Source organism: Ginsengibacter sp. (assembly GCF_057362405.1).
The window spans coordinates 1-20,881 of sequence record NZ_JBMQQG010000180.1 but is presented as its reverse complement, the minus strand read 5'-3'; the positions used below and the strand labels follow the sequence as shown (position 1 = coordinate 20,881).

The window sequence follows — 20,881 nt, the reverse complement described above, 5'->3', positions numbered from 1 at the left end:
GACTGTCTTGATTTTATTGCAGGAAATATATTTTTTTCTTTGATTAACTTTTTAATCCGGTTCAACGAAATACATTTCAATCATGCCTTTGTTTTTTGCAGCCTTTTTCCCGCGGAATTTACATGGAAACGTGTCTTTGACAAGATCATAAGTGCTTTGCGAAATATTTATTTTATTGGGCTCGCTGTTTTGTTCCATACGGGAAGCGGTATTGACAGTATCACCCCAAATATCAAATGCAAATTTTTTGTCGCCAACAACCCCTGCCACGAGTGGGCCTGTATGAATACCAATGCGAATATCAAAGTAAGTATTTTCGCTGGCACTTTGGCGAAATGAAATAATGAAGTCAACTATTTCAATTGCAGCATTAACGACGTTAACAGCGCTATGATCTTTTTTATCAGGCACACCACTAACGCATAAATAAGCGTCTCCTATTGTCTTTATTTTTTCAATATTATACCTGGAGGTTATTTCATCAAATTTCTTAAAGCATGTGTCAACAATAGCAACAAGTTCTTCCGGTGAAAGCTTTTCGCTTTTGCTGGTGAAATTTTCAAAATCGGTAAACATAACGGTGGCTACCTCATAGCTTCTTGGTTTTGTATTCCCGGTTTCTTTTAATTCATTAGCAATATCTTCAGGCAAAATATTTAATAAGAGGTCATCAGATTTTTTCTTTTCAATTCTTAATTCGTTGGTTCTTTCTTCCACCTTTTGTTCCAGTTCACTATAGAACAATGCATTTTCAATAGATATAGCCATTTGCCCGGCAAGTAATTTCAGTAACCCTACACGCCTTTCTGTGAAAGCACCTGAGGTTACATCGTTAGCAAGATAAATAACTGCCTGCACTTTGCCCATATTCAACAACGGAATACAAAGAACTGATTTACACCCGTGGGTTTTTATAAAAACATCGTTACCAAATAACTGGCTTTTAGATGCGTCATCGAGGATGACCGTTTCCTGCGTCATGTAAACATAATTAAGCACCGATTCAGCAAGTAATCCACTTTTTGAAACGGGAACAGATTCCAATATTTTTATTTCTTCGTTACCAGCTCTAATATCAGCTTCAATAAACCGATCGCCATTTTTTTCCATAATAAGCAATCCCGTTTGCGCTCCTGCACTTTCTAAAATTATCTGCATCATTTTCTTTAGGAGCTTCGGTAAAATTATTTCACCAGATAAAGCCGATGACGCTTTTAAAACAGTTTCAAGATCAATGTTGCCCGATCTTTCTCTTGCGGGTTCCTGCATTAAATCCATTTGCCATTCGGCACCCGCCCCGCCCCGGAGCTGTGCGTACTGGCGCTCCATCTGCTTCAATTTTGCATCTGCACCCCACCGTTTATAGATCCTGTATGCATTTTGTAAATAAAAATTGGCAAGCAAATCCTGTTTTGTATTCAGGAAAAAACGGCCAGCTCTTTCCCAGCAATAAGCCACGTCGTTAACCAGTCCGTTTTCTATTCCGAACTTAAGGGCTTTATCGTACAATATTTTTGCGGCTTCATTATCGCCATTTAAATAATTGTATTCTGCTTCGAGCAAAAATATTTTGTGACTATAATTTTGCGGGCAATACTTTTCATATTTCTTTAAAAAATTAATGTCTTTTTCAACCTGGATAAGAATATCTTTCTTTTCAGGGGAGTTTAATGTTGTATCTGAAATTAAAAGCGAACGATAATAATAAAACAACGGATATAACGCAGTTCCCTTCACGCTTTCCTGGAAACGCTCTGCTAAATCGAGATATTTTTTCGCGTTATTATTAAGATTAAAAATTAAAGAGAGATACAACTTTTGCAGGTACAAATTTTGAAAATATATTTCATTGCTTTTGGTTACGTCGGTAATATCAATTTGCGCCTCATCAAATATATTTCCAGTAAGGATATCCGGATTTTGAGTTTCATTTATAAGGTTGGCAATGGACTGGCGAAAAACACGCAACCTTTTTAAGGTGAGATCCTGCTTAAATTTTTCAATTTTTAAATCGAGCATTTCTGCTTTTTTTTCAAGTTCATGCAACGGATAACCCATAATGAATAGCTGGTAAACACTGTTGTGTGCAGCATAAGATGCATATTCATTATCGCCCGATTCGAGGGCGCTTTTAAAAGATTTATCCAGGTCATGAATTGTCTCTGTGAAGGGTTTTTTCCAATGCACTAAAAAGATATTGCTGGTCACCATAATGGAACCAATCAATTCTTCGGCATTTAATTTTTTAGCAAGATGCAGGGCGATCTCGCCAAAACTGATGCCCTTTTCAATTTCATTTAAATAGACACTTAAGATGTAACCATAAGCCGCGAAGCTGAAGGGTGATTTGCGTGATAATCCATATTTAATGGTTAGGCTTATCATCTTAAAAACCAATAACGGAACGAGGCTGGGCACAGCAAAAAATGAAGCTGAAGAAATATCAGACAAAATCCGCATGGCGGCGTTTTTTTCTGCATCTTTCATTTCAGGCAGGCTGTTGAAATATTCGGTTGATTTATTTCGCAGTAAAAATTTGGTTTGCATAAGATCCTTTGCAACCTTTAGTTTTCCCGGTTTTAAAGGCAAATTAATTCCGAACTTTTTAAGAATTTTCAGCCCAAGTTCCACAGCCTCTAAAGGCTTATTTTGAGCGATCAATTTCTTGATATTTATTTCGTAACCCTTAGCCGAGTCTGTTAAAGATTTGCTATGTGTTAATATTGTGTCTACCAGGTTGTTAACCTTATCGTACTGGCCCGATAAGTAAGCTGCATCTGCCGCATTGGTGATTAGTTGCAGGAATAGGCTGTAATGGTCGTCCCAATCTTTTTCATCCAGCACATACAACCCTTTTTCAAAATACTGAAATGCCTGCGGATAAGCGGTTGACGAAATTGCTTTTTGTCCGGCCGTAAGATTTAAATTAGCGAGGTATAGTTTTTCTTTTTTGTCAATAATTTTATCTGCACCAAGATTCCACTGATTTGCCAGCTCAAATAATTTTTCCTCAAACTCTGTTTCATTCAAATGAGCCGATAGTCGTTGGCCGTTCAAAAGATGGATCGTCGTTTTTTCGTCATCAGGTATCAGGGAATAGATAGCCTGCTGTATCCTATCGTGTGCAAACTTATACCCCGTAGCTGACGAAGGAATAATCAATCCTTCAGCAACTGAAAACTTTAATAATTTTTCGACGTTTTTTTCACTTATTTGTTTGATAATCGAAAGCGCTCTCTTGCTGAAGCCATTTCCTATGCTGGAAGCTACCTTCAATACATCGAGTGTGCTCTCAGGAAGTTTTAAGATAAATGCAGTCATTAATTCTACTACATTTCCCGACACGTTCATCTGTAATATCAGGTCAGTATTCCACTGCCAACGCATCTGTTCAAAATCAAAACGAAGCAGTCCTTCCTCATATATCGATTTTAAAAACTGCCTGACATAAAAAACATTTCCTTTCGTTTTATTATAAATCATGTCAGCGAGGAAAGAGGTATTTTCCTGGCCTGTTGTTAAAACGTCTGCAATAAGTTTAAATACGTCATCATACAAAAGATCGTGTAGATCTATTTCTTCAAAAGCCACGTGATCCTCTCTTAACTCCTGTAGTTTTTTTGTGAGCATATGATTTTCATCTACCTCATTTTTGCGATATCCACCTGCCAGCAACACATATTCGATGTCCCTGTTTTCTGCAATTATTTTAAACAGGTTTAGCGAAGAAGCATCCGCCCATTGAAGGTCATCAACAAAAATTACTAAGGGAGAATCCTTGTCGGCAATTGCTTTTATAAACCTGGTAAACTCATAATTAAAACGGTTTTGCGCTTCAATTCCTTTTAATTCCGGAACATCGGTTTGCCTGCCAATAAGAATTTCAATACCTGGCATAAACTGGGTTAATAACTTGCCCGAATTGCCCATTGCTTCTGTAATTCTTTTTTTCCATTTTGCCTGGAAAATTGCATCGCCGGCAAGAATCATGTGAGCCAATTCGTTAAATGCCTGGATGAAAGTGGAGTAGGGTGTATCAGAACTTATCTGGTCAAATTTTCCTTTTATGAAGATTCCTTTTTTTTGAGATGCCGCATTCTTAAGCGTTTCAATAAGCGCCGATTTACCGCTGCCCGAATACCCCGAAACCAAAAGCGTTTGTTTGTTGCCGTTAGTGCAGCTTTCAAATAGTTGATTTAGAAAAGTTATTTCTTTTTCCCTTCCATATAATTTATCGGAGAAATATAATTTCCCCGAAAAGTCAGACTGTGCAATCGGGAACTCAATTGTTGAAAGCTCTTCAGTGGCCCCTCGGTTTGAAATTATCTCGGAACATTTTTCAAGGTCATATTTTACCCCAAATGCAGATTGATAACGGTCTTCAGCATTTTTAGCCAACAGTTTCATTATAATGTCGGAAATAACCTTTGGCAAATATTTATTAATCAACCGTGGCTCAACCGGGGTCTTTGCTATATGGGAATAAATTAATTCCAGCCCATCCGAACTTTCGAATGGCAATTCACCTGTAAATAGCCTGTAAAGAATTATTCCCAACGAATAAAGATCAGCCCTTACATCAATAGGGCGGTTTATCCGGCCCGTCTGTTCCGGAGCTATATATTTTAAAATATCGACTTCCTTTTCATGAAAAGAATCCGGTTCTTCATTAATAACATTTCCTTCAGAAGCTAATCCGAAATCTATAAAAAAAACTTTGTTGGTAGCCCGCTCAATTAAAATGTTGGCAGGATGAACACGGCTGTGAAAAATATTTTCTTTGTGTAACGTAGTAAGTGCAGTCGTTATATCGATTGCCAAAACACATTGCTGGTTTAGCGTTAATTTTTGCGAAGCAAGTATTTTATTCAAATCTCTTCCCTCAATATATTCTAAAAAAATAGCAACATGATCGTCCTGGTTTTCTTTCTTAAAGGCTTTTCTTATACAACTGCATTTTGTTTTAGAGCATATTTCAAATTCATTTTCGAGTTGGCTAAGCGTTTCCTTTGAAGGAAATTCTTCTTTTAAAATTTTAACGCAGGAGGGTTTATTGAGTCCGTTAGTACCGGTCTTTATAATTAAAGATTCAAAACCATAATGAATTACATTGGCATGATCTACATTCTTAATCATTGCAAAATGGTTTGAATAGTGGACATATTTAGTTTAAGAATTAACCGAATACAGGCTTAAAAGCATCCCGTTTGCAATTGAGGTACGTCAGCTTGCCTGAAATTAAACTTTCCTGATTAAATATTTATCTCAGGCATGTAAACTTACTAAATAAAGTACATTTTTATTTGTAACTTGGTTGCAAGCTACCCCTGGAAAATTGCCCCCCAGCACTTAATAATTTTTAACAATGATAAGCCAGAACCCATTAACGCTGCTCACTCCGGTTAGGCAGGATTCTATCAATAAGCTTAATGAAATTCTTGAAAAGTTTAAGGTGGGCCTCAATGTGGGACTGAATGAAAGATTTAACCAGCTTGGCACGTTACACTATGCCCGCTGGTTCATACTTCGCGACGATTCTTTCAGGGATAAAACCGCATTTCCATTACCTGAGCGTTTGGTGTTTTCATCAAACTTTGATGGTCCTGTTGATGAACACATTGCCGGGCTCGTAACGGTTTTCCCGGAATACTTTGATGAGTTGTATGACTGCTGTGAAGGTTATCCTGAGCCTGCCAATAGAAACACCGGGACAAGGAAAAGCTACCTGGAAAAATGGAAAGTAAATACAACCGCTTTTTATGTTGGAGCACCCGGCCGCAGCCTGAAGCAAATTAAACAGGAAGATAAATTGCGGGAATACATTCGCAACATTATCAATCAAAATAAATGGGATGGAAAATCTGCAGTGGAAATACAAAAACAGCTTCGCGAAAAAGTTGATGCCGATCCCGAATTTGAATGGGCAAAAACACCTGCAGCAACAAGATCAATAAACTGGCCGGGCATGATATTAATGGTATTGGTTATTGGAATTCTTTTGCCGGTAATTATCATTTGGATATTAGTGCTGCATTTTTTTTATGAACGAAAAGATACTAACTGTTACGATAAACGAAGCCAGTTAAATGATGATCTCGTTCGCCGGCTGGAAGCTTATGAGGATTTGTTCAACCAGAATCAGTTTACACAAGTATTGGTAATGAAACCCGGTAAGGTAAGGCTCATAACGGTGCAGGCGCTTATGTTATTTGCCAGGACATTGATCCGTAACTTTTTTGTAAAGGGAAAGCTAATGGGAATTCCTACCATTCACTTTGCAAGGTGGGTGCTCATCGATGACAACAAACACATGATGTTCTTCAGCAATTTTGATGGAAGCTGGCAGCAATACCTTGGGGATTTTATCGATAAATCAGGCTGGGGATTAACGGGTATCTTCAGTAACACCGTCAACTTTCCGAAAACAAATTTCCTGTTTACGGGCGGGGCTTACGATGAAGAACATTTTCTTGCGTGGAGCCGCGGCACACAAATTCTTACGCAGGTTTGGTATAGTGCTTATCATCATCTTTCCATTAAAAATATCGTCAACAATACTTTAATAAGAAATGAACTGAGAAAAAATTTATCGGAAAAACAAGCTCAATTATTTCTTAAAAGATTTTAAAATAAAATTGAATGCAAGACCTCGAACTTTCAGAAATACAGGGTTTCCTTGTTAGGGATTACAAGGAAATGCCCTTCTCCAAATATTTTCTTTTACAAGTGAAGGATGCTGATAAAGTGAAAATGTTTTTGAAAAACATTTCACAAAAAATTACATCGGTTACAGACAAAAAAGAATCATCATTTTTAAATATAGGTTTCACAAGTGCAGGTCTTGCTGCCTTGGGTTTGCAACAAAGTAATATCCAATCTTTCATAAGAGAATTTCGCGAAGGCATGGTAACGCCGCACCGCCAAAGGCTTTTAGGAGATTATGACAGCAGCGATCCGCAAAACTGGTTATGGGGTGGCCCGAAAAATGAAGCGATACATTTAATGCTCATGATCTTTGAGGCAAGCGAGGAAAGAATCAAGGAACATTCCCAACAACTTATTGAAGAATTTGACGCGAATGGATTGTCCCCGGTTCATATTTTAGATGGAGAAACTTTTCCTGATGACAGGGAACATTTTGGATTTCGGGACAGCATTTCCCAGCCTGCTATCATTGGCAGTGGTGTTACAGGTCTTAAGCTAGACAGTATAGAACCGGGGGAATTTGTTTTGGGGTATAAGAATGAATATAACGTTTACCCAGACACGCCGTTGCTGAATGTGAACCAGGGAAACTTCCCAATGCTTCCCAATGACCCCGACGGAAGCGGTAAAAAAGATATGGGCCGCAATGGAACTTATTTTGTTCTTCGCCAATTGAAAGAAGATGTTGATGGCTTTTGGAACTTCTTAAATGAAAAGAGTAAGAATGATGACGGCAGCGTTAATACCGAAGAAAGTACAAAGCTTGCCGCAAAAATGATGGGCAGGTGGCCCAGCGGAGCGCCGTTAGTAAAGTATCCCGATAAAGATCCCGGGGGGTTAAGCGATGAAAATGATTTCGTTTATACCGAAACTGACAAGTTCGGACTAAGGTGTCCGTTTGGCGCACATACCCGTCGTGCAAATCCCCGCGATAACTTTGAAGAAACCGGCCCTGAAGAATCTTTGCATTTAACAAAAAAGCATCGCATTATGAGAAGGGTTCGTTCGTATGGCGAAAAATATACTGCTTCTGCAACCCAACATACACCCGTAAACGAAGTTGGACTTTTGTTTGGCTGCTTCAACGCAGATATTTCAAGGCAGTTTGAATTTATTCAATATACCTGGGCTAACTATCCAAAATTCAAACAACTGTATGCCGATCCTGATCCTTTTATTGGGGTGAGAGAAAACCCTGAACCCGGCACAGTGCAACAATTTACCATTCCGCAGGAAACCCATAATAAATATCTCGATGGGTTAAAAAGTTTTGTAACGGTAAAGGGTGGGGCCTATTTCTTTTTTCCTTCAGTGACAACGGTGGAATATTTGAGTACGCTGTAGCTGCTGCAAATTCCTCAATTTCTTCAGGCTACTTCTTCCGCCGCTATCTCCTTATTAGATGAACGGAAAGTTTGTTTATTTTTTGCGATTTGGTCTGCGATATATTTTGCATCTCTTTCAACGCCGTGAATCATTCCTGAAGACATTGCATATAAAAAATGTAGCCCCAGAAAATACAAGCCAGGTTCATTATCTACAACTCCGCGTTTTTGAATGGGTTGTCCATTTTTAAATACAGGAAGATCAATCCAGGCAAACCTTGGATAGTAACCGGTGCACCAGATAATATTTTTTACATCCAGTACTTCCTTATTTTGCAACACTGGCAAACCTTCCAATACACCCGTAACTTTTGGAACTCGAATAATACCAGCTTCGGTTATTTCTTTTGGCTTAATTCGAATTAATGGTCCACCCATTGTGAGAGCTTTGGATCTCACTTTCCTTCCGATAAACGTATTCGTCGTAAAGACACGGTGAAACATGAAACGTAAAACGACCGGCATCATCAAATGCCCCACTTTACTTTTGATATGAAAAGGGATATGCCCGGTATCTCTTCCGGCTAACCATGTCTTGTGGGTTTTGGAAACTTCCAAGGCGATCTCACAACCAGAATTTCCGGCGCCTATTACCAAAACATTTCCATCCTGCAATTGCGATGGGTTTTTATATTTACTTGAAAAAATTTGTACAATCCCGGGATCAAGTTCTTTCGCAAAAGCAGGCACACGCTGGTGTTGACAGTCATTCATAGCTACAACAACGTTATCGGCCTGAAACTGTTGGTCACCCGCATCCAAAATAAATCGCTTCCCGTTTCTTGACAAACTTGTTACGTAGGTATTCGTCCTTATTGGAAATTTGAAGTTAGCCGCATATTGTTCCAGGTAATCTGCAAATTCATCTTTTGAAGGAAAGAAATGTTTCTTTGCAGGAAAGGGCATACCAGGTAAACCGTCTAGTTGCGCAGGTGTAAAAAGATGAAGAGTATCCCATCTTTTCCTCCATGTATCGCCAACTTTATTATTGGCTTCGATAATAAGAAAAGAAATTCCTCTTTGAGAGAGATGATATGCCATGCTAAGACCGGCCTGTCCGGCGCCGATAATTATTACTTTATGATATTCAGATGCCATTTTATTTTCCATAATGAAGTATTTTAATTGATCAACCATAATGATGATTGTAAAAGTAGCAGAAGGAGCGACATTATAAATCAGTGGTACCACGTAATTTATAGTTGCCTACACGTAATTTTTGGGGAATGAAGGCGGATAATTAGCAAATCAGGATGCAATAAGGTTATGCCTGATACCATATGAAACAATAAACGCCCGCGCAGACTTGCCGGAGACGCCCATTTTCTGGTAAAGATTTGAGATATGCTTTTCAACTGTTCTTACACTAAGAAATAGTTGTTCGGCCATTTCCTCATTGGTTTTACCGTCGGCAATCAGGCGCAATATTTCGAGCTCGCGTCCTGTAAATTCATAAATAGTATCGGAAGCGCCAGGTTTTATTTTTTCACCATACAGGTTCTTCAAAATATATTTTGCTTTGGCAAGATCTTTTTCGGCGCCCAGTTCCTTAAATGCATTTATAGCAATATTCAATTCTGATTCCGCCTGCGAATATTGGCGCAGATTTATTAAAACTTCTGCAAGCACCAATCTGCAGCGAGAGGCTTCAAAAGGCAATATTACCTTATCATAAAGATCAACTGCATCTTCGAGGCAATGCTTCGCTGCCTCATAATTTTTTATAGCGTAATCATAAATTCCTTCAGCACTTAAAGCCGCTGCTTTTAGCGGCGAGGTATTAATCAAACCGGAAGTTTCTTTTAACTCGTTCAGAAGAGTCAATGCCTCTTCCTTTTTATTTCGCTTAATGTAAATACGCATCAACAATTCAAGGCCGGTAACTCGTTCAATCGGGGCACCCAGGGATATTTTTCGCAAATGCCTTTCTGCAAGGTTTTCCGCCATTTCATATTCGCCTTTATCATAAGCAAGATCGGCGCAACTTAGAGGTTTTAAAGAATGTGAAGGGACTTCATCAAACAGAGCCAGAGCATCTTCCCATCTGCCTTGCCTGCGCCTCAGATCAGCAAGGCGAACGGTTGAACTACTTACAACAATTGGCCGGTATTCTTTTAATTCTTTTGCAGCTGCTATTAATTCTTCTTCAGCTTCTTTCCAATCTCCCCTGCAAATAAGTAAGGAGGCGTAGAGGTTGCGACAGTTTGCGAACATAGCCTTGTGATTTCTTTTTATGGAAATTTCCTTTACCTGTTTACACCATTGGGCCGCCCTTTCATAATCCCGAACCCGTGAACATGCATCAATTAAAAAGCAACAGCTAACGGTAACAAGATTATAGTCAAGCGAAGTAGCCGTGGTCGCAAGCAGAGTGGCTTCGTCGAGTAATTTCATTCCCTCCACGATCTTTCCTTCGGTTACCCATACAAAACCAATAAACGCTCCCGCAATCATAACTCCTTCTAGATTATTGAGCGATTGGCTAAGATGCATACTTTCCTGTGCCAATTGCAATGCCTGCTCATTATTTTTTTCAACGAAAAATGCAAGTCTTGCTTTCAACATCAATACCAATGCATATTCTGCCGAACTTTCAAGTCCTTTTACAAGGCTTTCGGCTCTTTGAAACCACCCGCTGGCAACAGCAAATTCATTGTTAAACTCTAGATGATCAACTCCGAGCCAACAGGCATTGCGGGAGGCACCCAGCCGGTCATCTTTTTCCAAATACAAATGGTAGGCTTTAGTTCTGTTTTCAAATACTGACGGAGGATCATTCAGCCACCAACACGCTTTTGCCATAGCTTCATAAACTTCAGCGGATGGGTCTTCCTCCAGGGCATTCTCGAGAATGTTTTTTGCGACTTGCCAGTTGGCTTCCCGAAGTGCTTTATTTGCTTCATCTAATAAAAGATCTTTCATTGTAGATGCGTTTTCTAATCAGAATATTTATCGTTATGAAGATGCAATAAAGGTATCAAATTCGAGACAGTTTATGCCAGGGACCTCTTGGCATAACAAAATGTAGTGATCGTCTTTTAGTGGCGTTATCTTTTTGAATACACTGTTAACGATTGGATAACGAATATTTCGTAAAGAATAACAAAAGCATTTTGTTCATGGTAACGGCAGCGAGGTGGCTGGTTTGAGACAAAGATTTTACCAGCAGGTTTTAATATGCAAGGTATTCAATGGTCAACTTTCTTTGATAAACTAATACTAACATTACTATAGTTAAGATGCTCTATAAATAACTTAGCCACCATTTTTCCCTGTGATTGGTTTTGTAGGTATTGTACCAATTGCACAAGGGGAACAAGGCAATAATTACCGAAATCCATATTATGTAAACAACTAAAAGGCTGTAGCCATCTTTTGCTGAAAGAAAATAAAAGGGAATGCCGCCACTAATATCAGTGGCCTCCTGCATCGAGTGCCCCCTGGTCAAAAAGAAAATTAATGAAACCAGGTGAATCAAATAAATGTGTATGACATAATAAAAAAAAGCTACCCGGCCATAAATATTGATTCTCCTTGTAAATCCATTCTGTATTTTTTCAAACAATGATAAAAGCAGAAATGCGGGCCCGATGGTCATGCACATATACAATAGAGAAGGTGGGTATTTATGAACATTGATAAAAGATAGCACAGTAAACAACTCATTTTTTTGGGTGCTCCAGTGTTCCGGATTTCCATATCCGTTAATGAAGCGAACGATTATAAATAGTGCGATCAGGCTAACTCCGATACTATTTAATATTTTTCTTCGCTGTAATACAGAATATTTTTCTGAAAAGAATACGCCCGTACAATATCCAAGCATCATAAGTCCTGTCCATGGTACAAAAGGATACAATATTAGAAGCGTGTGATTTTGGCTCAACGGGTAAAAGGAGAAAAATCCATGGTGGAGCAGGTCCCACCAAAAACCGGCTTTAAAGCCTGCAGCAGATTCCGGAATATCCAAAAGATTATGACCAAATACAATAACTAATCCTGTTATTAATATTACTGCAAAAGGAAGCCGAATCATCAAACCCAACACCACCATGCTTAGGCCTATGACCCAAATGACCTGTAATATGATGAAATTATAATTTGGATTGAATGTCCACCCGAAAGTTATGATCACCACTTCTACAAATATTAGCCACAGTCCTCTTTTTATCAAAAAAGATTGCAATACCTTTTTTCTTTTACGCAGGCTTTGCAAATAAATGGAAGTGCCCGAAAGGAATACAAAGATGGGTGCACAAAAATGGGTGATCCACCTGGTGAAAAACAAGAACGGCGTAGTGGTCGCAAAATCCATGGGGCTGGCATTATTGAAATAATCTCTTACATGGTCCAACGCCATGATTACCATTACAATTCCACGAAGTATGTCAATGGATTCAATTCTTCTTTTTTCAAGAGTTAATTCCTTTTGCATTAAAACGCTTATTAAAATGAATGATCAAGTGTTAATATCAGCTATTGTTAATTATCCCGCGTGACAGAGGCTTTAATTTCGTTTCACCTAAACCGTTAGGTATTATTCAGGTAAAAAGGCGTCTGCCAATCTTTTTGTATCCAGGTATACCCTCACATGTATGATTTTTCCGTCTTTCAAGGTAAACGACTGCACCCAGTCCGTTGAATAAGTTTTACGGGTTGCAACCACTTCGGCCTCATCGTGCCCGGTTACCATTACAGTATCATCATTTGTACAAATCTTTCCGGTAGAGAATTTGCTAACCGATATTGTTGTGGCTTGTATTGCAAACATTTTGGTTACTTCGTCTATCCCCTTGAATATTCCGGAGAAAGGTATAAATGGAGAACCGGGCCTTTCCCATATAATATCTTTATCAAAACAGGATAATACAGCTGCCATGTTTCCTGCCAGGTAATTTTTATAAGCTTCTTCAATTACTTCACGATTACTCATATTATCTAATTCTTGTTGAGGTTTGTATCGCTAAAAAAGTCGGGACCGGCTTCTGGCTCAACATCTTTTAAATGGTTATGCTTATGCCGGAATTCATACATTTCTTCATATATTTTTTTTCTTACCCTGTTAAAATTACCCAAGGGCTTATGTTCGGGAAGTGCGTGCCATGAGTTAAAGGAAAGATTGTCTCCAAATTCATTTTGTTCGGGAGTATCAAAAATTTGCGTGGGTATTCGAATAGTAGCCAATTTAATCAATGGCGAATCCCAGACAACTGTCGGATCTTCTATCGGCATTGTCACCGGATCCGTTTGAAACTGAACAAAGAAGTCATAGGTAATTTCATTGCTCAATAAAGTCGCGGCCATATTTGCTCTCAAAAAATCTTTATTGGTAGTATCTGTGTAGATAAGATTATTTTTTTCCGATGGAATTACCGCATATTTTACCGCTCTCGATTTATCACCAAAACGATATGGAACCGTGCTGAAGTAAGATACACTGAAAGGATGGTCGCACTTCACTTTAGCTTTTGCAGCCCTTATCAAAATCGGCGTGCTTCGAATAACCGAAAACAACTTTGGAAAAAAAGTTCCGGGCTTGTAAGGCACCGTAACTACATGTAAAATGCGATAAAAATGTTTCACTTTTTTTGAAACAAAATTTTTGGTATTCATTAATATAAAATCATGATTGCCACAGCCCTGGTTTGATCTCACAATTTTGTCGCCCGGCACATTCATTATTTTTATGGCGAAACCTCTTATATCTTTTTTCCAATCCGGTAAAGGTTTGGTATCACCGTTTGAAAACCTGATCCATGCAGGATATAACTTAGCTTCCTTAAATAGTCCAACTTTATAATCCTCTGGTAAATTTTTTTCAACAATAAATTCTGCTTTAACGCAGCCATTCATTTTGGGATGAATTTGCCTCAGTTGTTTCTCATTATTTTTTGAATATAAACGAAGCATCTGGTTTTGTAAAAGCGTTACAATTTTTTCGGCGATTTTCTCTTCATTTTTTTCAGGATGTTCCTGCCCCGTAAGAAGAATATTATTTCTTGCCAATGTTGCTACAATTTTAATTGTTTAATTACAGGCGTCACATAGGCATAATTTTTTCAAAATTATTTTAAAAGGTAAGTACATTATTGATTATAAAAAAATTCGTTCAATTCGATTTTAATAAATGTGTTATTACAGCCATCACTTTGTCATTCTTATATGTATTTTACATAATTAACTGCACGGTTTTAGTTCCTGTGAATTATTAAATTTTGCTATCTTCATACAATCTCATCCATCCTTTGTTATAAACCCTTTTTGCAGCCTGTTACAAACAATACCTGTTATAGTCTATGAATAAAAATTTATCGGAGCCTGCGGATTGGGATGAGCTACTCGATTTTCTTACGGACCGGCAGTTGACCCCCATATTAGGGAAGGAAATGTATAAGTTTAAAGATGATGATGTACTGGTGCCGGTAGACGAATATTTGTCTAAGCAAATTCTTCAACTAAATAATGTAGCTGATCAGCCAGAGTTCACACTCACCCAGGCGGTTAATTACCTCGTCATTGAAAAGAAAGTGAAAACGATGGATATCATCAGGAAATTAAAATCGATGATAAGAGAAATTAATTTCGAATTTCCATTGCTGAAGCAATTCGTGAGCATTACCGATCTTAACTATTATGTAAACACGGCGGTTTATAACAATGTACTCGAAAACAATATTGCTGCCATACGAAAACAAACGCCCACTTCCATAAATTTTTCCATAAACGAACCATTTTCCGACGCTGATGATCTTGACAGATTGCAGGCGCCATTTGTTTTTAATGTTTTTGGCTCCATACTTAATACAGTTGATCCGGCATTAAGCGAAGAAGATATGCTGGAATATACCGGGCATTTCAAAGAGAGAATAAAAAATGCTACCAATATTGTGAATGCACTTAAAAATAAAAATTTATTATTCCTGGGGTGCGCTTTTCCAGATTGGATGGTGCGTTTTATTCTCCGGCTTCTTTCTAATGAGCCAATGCATGATTGGGGCAGCAAGAGAACCGTAATTGTTGTTAACGATATGTCTGACGTTAGGAAGAAGCAATACGAATTCCTGAAGAATTATGATGTAGTAACCTATCCCGGGAATGTTGATGATTTTGTGCAAAAACTTTCTTTACGTTGGAAACAGAAAAATCCAACCTCCGTAAAAAATAAAATGATTTTTTTAAGTTATACGGGACGAGACAAGGAAGCCGTTGAAAATTTAAAAAAAGCTATTGAAGAAATTAAGAATGTTACCTGCTGGTATGACAACCGAGAGATTGCTCCCGGAGATGATTTTAAAACAGAAATTGCAAAAAATATAAAATCGGCCGATCTTTTTATTCCGTTAATTTCAGCAAACAGCCTGTTACATAAAGACGGGTATGTGCAACTGGAATGGTTTACAGCCGATAATGTAAATACTTTCAGAAAAATAGATGGCAACACGGGCAAGTACCTCATGCCGGTTGTTATTGACGATACCAATCCTTATGATATTAATGTTCCCAAATATTTTTCTGAATTAAGTATTGGAAAAGTTCCCGCAGGAAATCCGGGACAAGAATTTATTAACCAGATTAGAGAAACGCTCAACTTATCATAATTAAGTACTATGCCATCACTCAGTATTGAGCCTGTGCAACCTAAGGATAGTTCTTTGTTTATAGGACTGCAGTCTTATTCCGAAGCCCAGGCTGATATATTTTATGGCCGCGATGAAGAGATTGATCGTTTAACCAATCTTGTAAAAGCGAACACGCTTACAATAGTTTTTGGGAAGTCAGGAACCGGCAAAACATCGTTGTTAAATGCAGGAGTTTTTCCCCGTTTGCGAAAAGACTATTGTCTTCCTTTTCGTATACGCCTGGAGTTTAATGATGACAGTCCGGATTTGGTAACCCAAGTAAAAAATATTTTAAAAACCGAAATTGATAAATATGGTTTTAAAGTTGAATCCTATCCATCGGGTGAAACTTTATGGGAATACTTTCACAAAGAACAACTATGGAAAAGCGTTACACCCATTTTAATCTTCGACCAGTTTGAGGAGATATTTACATTGGCAAAAAAGAGTAATCGTTTTGGCAATGAACAGTTAGTTAATTTCTGGGAAGAACTGGCTGACCTGATTGAAAATTCAATTCCGGAAAAATTAAAAGATAAATTTCTTAACGATAAAGAACAAATAGATTATAGTTATAACTATCAAAAAATAAAAATTCTATTTTCTTTCAGGGAAGAATTTTTACCGGAATTTGAAAACATAACTTCAAAAATTCCATCTATAAAATATTCGCGGTTCAGGTTAATGCCTATGAATGGCAACCAGGCATATGATGTAATAACTAAAACGTGGAAGAATAATATTGATGCCGCAGAGGCCCATAAGGTTGTTGGCTTTTTTACCAGCGAAAGTGCTAAGAATAAAAGCTATGATGTGATGGAAATTGAGCCCTCACTCTTAAGCCAGGTGTGCTCTTATATTGACAAAGAAAGAATCATTGAAGGTGGCAATAAAATCTCTTCCGAATTTCTGAATAAATATCCCAAAGAAATAATCCTGCGGTCGATATACAACGAAGTTTTAGCTGAAGGGAATAATGCCATAACCAATAATAATTCCAAACGGCTTAGTGAATTTGTGGAAGATAAATTAATTACTGACGAGGGTTATCGCACAAAATACGGATTGAACGAATTGGACAAAAGCCTGCTACCCGGGATTGAAGTACTTAAAAGAAAATATTTTTTGCGGGATGATGGTAATTCTGTTGAACTGTCACACGATGTATTAACCCCTTTAATAAAAGCTGACCGCGAACAAAGAAGACAAGAAATTGCTTTGACAATTGCAAAGGCAAAGGCAAAAAAGAGAGCGGTTAAAATCATTTCCGGTTCACTCATCTTCTCAATTATCGCCGCAGTTGCCATCTGGTTTTTCACAACCAAAACTGCGTTTAAAGCTAAAGATGAAGCAGAGAAAGAAACAGTAGTGATCAAGCAAAATATTGTAAGGGATTCAATGAAATTAGATAGTGTTACGAAGCGAATTAATTTATTAAGCGTAGATAAAAATGATACCAGCAAAGTAGGTGCATTATTAAAAGAAAATATACTGCTTGATTCAACAATCAATAATCTGAAGCAAAAAGTGAATGAATTAACTAATGAAATAACGGCTCAATCGGCAACAAATCAAACCGCATTGGACTCCATGAATAATGCATTACACCAGCACGAAGAAGCTTTGGCAAAATTGCAACATGATAAGAGCGATGATAGTTTGGCCGCTGAAAACAAATATGCGGATCTGAATACTAAATACACTCAGTTAAGTGCAACTAACACCCAGTTAGTTACTGCTAATGGACAAATAACCTCTAATTATAATTCTTTAAAAAGCGATTTGGAAAAAGCGAAGAACGACAATATTGCTTTGCAAAGTAAATACGACAAATTAAGCGGAGATTATGATGCTTTAAACAAAAATTATAGCGCATTGAAGGAAAGTAGAGCCGCAGCTCCTGTTCAGCAAGTACAATCTTCTACGCCTTCAGACGATAACAGCTTGCAGCTAAATTTATATTCGTCCAAAAATGAAAATATACCTAATAACTTAATCATCTATCTGATTCCGGACATAGCTGCAAACAAAAAAATAATAAGAGACTCAAAAGTTTACGACAATCACTTTGATTTTACAAATCTCAATAAAGCCGAAGGTGTAAAAAAAGCGATCTACGGCAGCAACGGTTATTCTTTTCCTGATGTAGCCCCGGGCGATTATTTTATAAAAATCTGCGCAAATTTCGGGCCTTACAAAAGTGTAACCAAAAAGGGTGTGGGAGATGAAACGACGCCGAAGATGGATTATTCGGAAATTGTAAGATAAACTAACGATAACACTTACACGCAATATTTTATAATAATACCCGGCAATTAAAACTTATCGAAGTGCCACGGTTTTATCGTTTCAGAAGCCTTCCATCCTATTTGGTAAAGTAGTTGGCGGTTACTGGCGTTACTCATGTCCGTTATACTCTTTACATCGCCGGCGTTAAATGTTCGCGGAAAACCCAACGCATTCAGGTCGTCTTCTGTAATCTTGAAATTATAGCGCAGGTAGGAGATCATTGGTTTGCCCGCAAGATAATCACCATCCATTTTTTCAATTTCCATATCCATGTAATCGGCAGTGGGCGAATTGGAAAGCCATTGCATGATAACCCTGTTTTGCCAGCTTGCATCCTGCATCAGCATGTCCGGTATATTGGATGCCCAGCTAAGCATCGTGGAGTCATCAATTTCTTTTGCATATTTTTTAAAAACGCTGTAACCGGTGCCCACGGAGACAAACAGCAACTTATCTTCACTCATTTCCCAATGAAAAGGAAACCCCTTGAGCGTTGCAATCATCAATAGGGTTAAAGACGGATTGTTGGCCATGCTTAATCCTCCATCAATAAATGCTGCCTGCTGATCCTTCATCACTTCAATCATTTGCGGAGCAAAATAAGTAGGCGCCGCAGAACTGGCACGCACAGCCATCCAAAGAGGAATGTCTTTATTCTTGCCAAGATCCGAATCAAAAAATTTTCCGTTTGGGTGATTGATGAGAGGCCAGATGCTGTTCGTATCTGCCCGCTTGGCTACAATGCATAAACCGGTTCTCAATTCTTTACTTCCTAATGTCAAATCTCCATATGCATATTTCAATCCATCTTCCATTGCCTTATAACTGTAATTAGCCTTCAACCATTTCATCGTCTCCATTGGGTTCCACCAGTTTCTCTTTTCTCCAAAAATTTTGCCACCCAAATCCATATAGAGTTTAGTTATTTCATCAACTGTTTTTCCAATGGCCAGCGAAGCGGCAATTATTGATCCGGTGGAAGTGCCACCGATTAAATCGAAATAATCGCATAAACGAAAATCGGGCTTGTCAGAAAATTTCGCTTTTAAAATATCTTCTAATTTCTTTAAATAACCTAAGGTAAGAGCGCCGCGTATTCCACCGCCGTCTAATGATAATATTTTCTTTTGGCCTGGCTTATTAAACCGATCAAGCAAATCCTGCATAAAATTCAATTTTAGTGATTGTTCAAGTAATCAGCTGTTTCTGCGAGTGTTTTGAGATAGGTAGCGCCGTTCTCTTTTATCATCCTTCCTGTTTGTTCCAGTGACTTTAACTGGGCTGCGGAAAAAGTTAGATCTTCATCGTTAGTAAGGTAACAAAAAATTGTTTTGTTGGGACGCTTATTACTGTCGTCCACGACTTCGGCAATAGAATACACTCCGGTCATTTTTGGAGTAATTACGTAAAGGCAAAAATCGCATTCCGCTCTTTGTTTAATTTCCTCTTTCATCATTTCGGGAGTCCAGTCGTCAGCACAAGGATGAAAATAATCAATCTTTAAATCTTTTATCAATGCATCTCTCCAGTTCGATCCATTACAGGTTCCACCAAGGAATACTTTTTTCATGTAGAAAGAATTTAGTATTTTTTTCGCGGGTTTAGTGAAGTATGAAATATTGAAACAATGCGATTAGTTCTCTTTTTCTTATTTGTTCTGTAAATAATAAGAAGGGAAATACAGGTACAGAAGTTTCTTTATAGTATCTGTAACGGGTTGGGTATCGCTCAGGTGATTGTTCTATTTTATGTATGCGGGCAATTACTTCTTTCACAAAACGGTCGCCTAATCCCTGTTGTCTTTCCTCGTACCAACTCCAGGCCTCTGTGATTTCTTTCTGTGCTCTTGAAGATAATATGCTGGTGAAAGACGAGCTACTTGCCATACTTTTTTTTGCGAAGTTTATCTATACTTTGCTGCAGTTGCGGAACTGTAAAGCCTTCATCAGCGCCATTTTCCAAAGCCTGGAATTGAACATCAAGTTTTCTGATGAATTCTTTATCCTTCCACCATTGGCTGGTTCGCTCTATTTCATCTTCGAGTAAATCATAAGTAGCATTCAACTTTTTATCATCTGCAACCCGGATGTAATCAAATAATTTATGACGAATATTTAAAGCTGTATTACTCATAGTTCAAATTTAGGAAAGAAAAATAAATCAATCTTTAAATCTTTTATCAATGCATCTCACCAGATCGATCCATTACAGGTTCCCCCAAGAAATACTTTTTCATTTGCAGGAAATTTTTTGTAAGATAAATTATTAAAGTTACGCATCGTGAGAGAGCTGTTTTCAAAATCTTTGCCTTCACTTTATGCAACTCTTCACCAACGCCCATTGTGCATATAAATAGGTAGCCATTATTAAAAGGCCAGACATTGGTACAGGCTGATAAAATTTATTAAATGCCAAAATACTGTCGGAAAGAATAAAGGAAATAGCTCCTGTTATTAAATAAACAGAATCAGGTTTAGCCCAACAAAAACTAAGCAGGTAAGCCATGTAAAGCATCGTGCTTATTACAACCGCATAAATAATTACGGGTATAACGAGGCCGCCTAAATGCGGAATTAGGAGCAGTAAAATGGTGCTCAAATAAACAACAATTACCACAAGACCCTTTGTAATTTGAATTTTACCGTTTGCTTTTTTTATTTCTTTTATAAACAAAATAATATAGAAAATATGGGCTGTTAAAAATGCTACTAACCCAAGGATAAAATAAATAGCATCTTTAAAAACAAATAACAGTAGTATATCCCCAAGCCACGAAAAAATCAAGGCCGCAAATAAAATGAACTTATTTGCAAAGTTTGTTGAAATAAAAACTGCAATTATTAAAGGAATCAACAGCGTCGGCTTTAGATAGAACTCACATAT

15 protein-coding genes are annotated in these 20,881 nt (G+C 37.9%); 4 read left to right on the top strand and 11 right to left on the bottom strand.

Annotation, left to right across the window (positions count from 1 at the left end; all coding sequences use genetic code 11):
- Positions 1-51: 51 nt before the first annotated feature.
- Complete coding sequence (locus tag ACO1O5_RS15200; protein ID WP_486271660.1) at positions 52-5,136, bottom strand: adenylate/guanylate cyclase domain-containing protein; 5,085 nt, start codon at positions 5,134-5,136, stop codon at positions 52-54.
- Between the two features lie 229 nt (positions 5,137-5,365).
- Between ACO1O5_RS15200 and ACO1O5_RS15195 the strand changes: the two genes are divergently transcribed.
- Positions 5,366-6,628: a hypothetical protein gene (locus ACO1O5_RS15195; RefSeq protein WP_486271658.1), complete on the top strand. Its 1,263-nt coding sequence runs from the start codon at positions 5,366-5,368 to the stop codon at positions 6,626-6,628.
- Between the two features lie 11 nt (positions 6,629-6,639).
- Complete coding sequence (locus ACO1O5_RS15190; RefSeq protein ID WP_486271656.1) at positions 6,640-8,049, top strand: Dyp-type peroxidase; 1,410 nt, start codon at positions 6,640-6,642, stop codon at positions 8,047-8,049.
- A 23-nt stretch (positions 8,050-8,072) separates the two neighbouring features.
- On the opposite strand, the gene ACO1O5_RS15185 is transcribed toward ACO1O5_RS15190, so the two are convergent.
- The 5 genes from ACO1O5_RS15185 to ACO1O5_RS15165 form a co-directional block, all read right to left on the bottom strand.
- The gene (locus tag ACO1O5_RS15185; RefSeq protein WP_486271654.1) at positions 8,073-9,200 is read right to left on the bottom strand and encodes a flavin-containing monooxygenase; all 1,128 of its coding nucleotides are present in this window, start codon (positions 9,198-9,200) and stop codon (positions 8,073-8,075) included.
- Between the two features lie 138 nt (positions 9,201-9,338).
- Entirely contained in the window at positions 9,339-11,012 is a 1,674-nt protein-coding gene (locus tag ACO1O5_RS15180; RefSeq protein WP_486271652.1) for a LuxR C-terminal-related transcriptional regulator, read from the bottom strand.
- 322 nt (positions 11,013-11,334) lie between these two features.
- On the bottom strand, positions 11,335-12,525 hold the full coding sequence (locus tag ACO1O5_RS15175; protein WP_486271650.1) for an acetyltransferase domain-containing protein: 1,191 nt from the start codon (positions 12,523-12,525) through the stop codon (positions 11,335-11,337).
- A gap of 102 nt (positions 12,526-12,627) precedes the next feature.
- A complete protein-coding gene (locus tag ACO1O5_RS15170) occupies positions 12,628-13,023 on the bottom strand; it encodes a nuclear transport factor 2 family protein (protein ID WP_486271648.1) in 396 nt (131 codons plus the stop codon).
- 5 nt (positions 13,024-13,028) lie between these two features.
- Positions 13,029-14,096, bottom strand: a complete 1,068-nt coding sequence (locus ACO1O5_RS15165) for a catalase family protein (RefSeq protein WP_486271646.1) — start codon at positions 14,094-14,096, stop codon at positions 13,029-13,031.
- Between the two features lie 290 nt (positions 14,097-14,386).
- On the opposite strand from ACO1O5_RS15165, the gene ACO1O5_RS15160 reads away from it, so the two are divergent.
- Together ACO1O5_RS15160 and ACO1O5_RS15155 are read left to right on the top strand one after the other, a co-directional pair.
- The gene (locus ACO1O5_RS15160; protein ID WP_486271644.1) at positions 14,387-15,688 is read left to right on the top strand and encodes a toll/interleukin-1 receptor domain-containing protein; all 1,302 of its coding nucleotides are present in this window, start codon (positions 14,387-14,389) and stop codon (positions 15,686-15,688) included.
- A gap of 9 nt (positions 15,689-15,697) precedes the next feature.
- Positions 15,698-17,977: an nSTAND1 domain-containing NTPase gene (locus ACO1O5_RS15155; RefSeq protein WP_486271642.1), complete on the top strand. Its 2,280-nt coding sequence runs from the start codon at positions 15,698-15,700 to the stop codon at positions 17,975-17,977.
- Between the two features lie 47 nt (positions 17,978-18,024).
- On the opposite strand, the gene ACO1O5_RS15150 is transcribed toward ACO1O5_RS15155, so the two are convergent.
- The 5 genes from ACO1O5_RS15150 to ACO1O5_RS15130 form a co-directional block, all read right to left on the bottom strand.
- Positions 18,025-19,164: a patatin-like phospholipase family protein gene (locus ACO1O5_RS15150; RefSeq protein ID WP_486271640.1), complete on the bottom strand. Its 1,140-nt coding sequence runs from the start codon at positions 19,162-19,164 to the stop codon at positions 18,025-18,027.
- 11 nt (positions 19,165-19,175) lie between these two features.
- Positions 19,176-19,568, bottom strand: coding sequence for a nucleoside 2-deoxyribosyltransferase domain-containing protein (locus tag ACO1O5_RS15145; RefSeq protein WP_486271638.1), 393 nt, complete (start codon positions 19,566-19,568; stop codon positions 19,176-19,178).
- A 31-nt stretch (positions 19,569-19,599) separates the two neighbouring features.
- Positions 19,600-19,884, bottom strand: a complete 285-nt coding sequence (locus ACO1O5_RS15140) for a type II toxin-antitoxin system RelE/ParE family toxin (protein ID WP_486271636.1) — start codon at positions 19,882-19,884, stop codon at positions 19,600-19,602.
- Positions 19,874-20,131: a hypothetical protein gene (locus tag ACO1O5_RS15135; protein ID WP_486271635.1), complete on the bottom strand. Its 258-nt coding sequence runs from the start codon at positions 20,129-20,131 to the stop codon at positions 19,874-19,876. Before ACO1O5_RS15135 ends, ACO1O5_RS15140 begins: the two co-directional genes overlap by 11 nt.
- Positions 20,132-20,308: 177 nt before the next feature.
- The coding region (locus ACO1O5_RS15130) for a lysoplasmalogenase (protein ID WP_486271633.1) at positions 20,309-20,881 on the bottom strand (573 nt) is incomplete at its 5' end.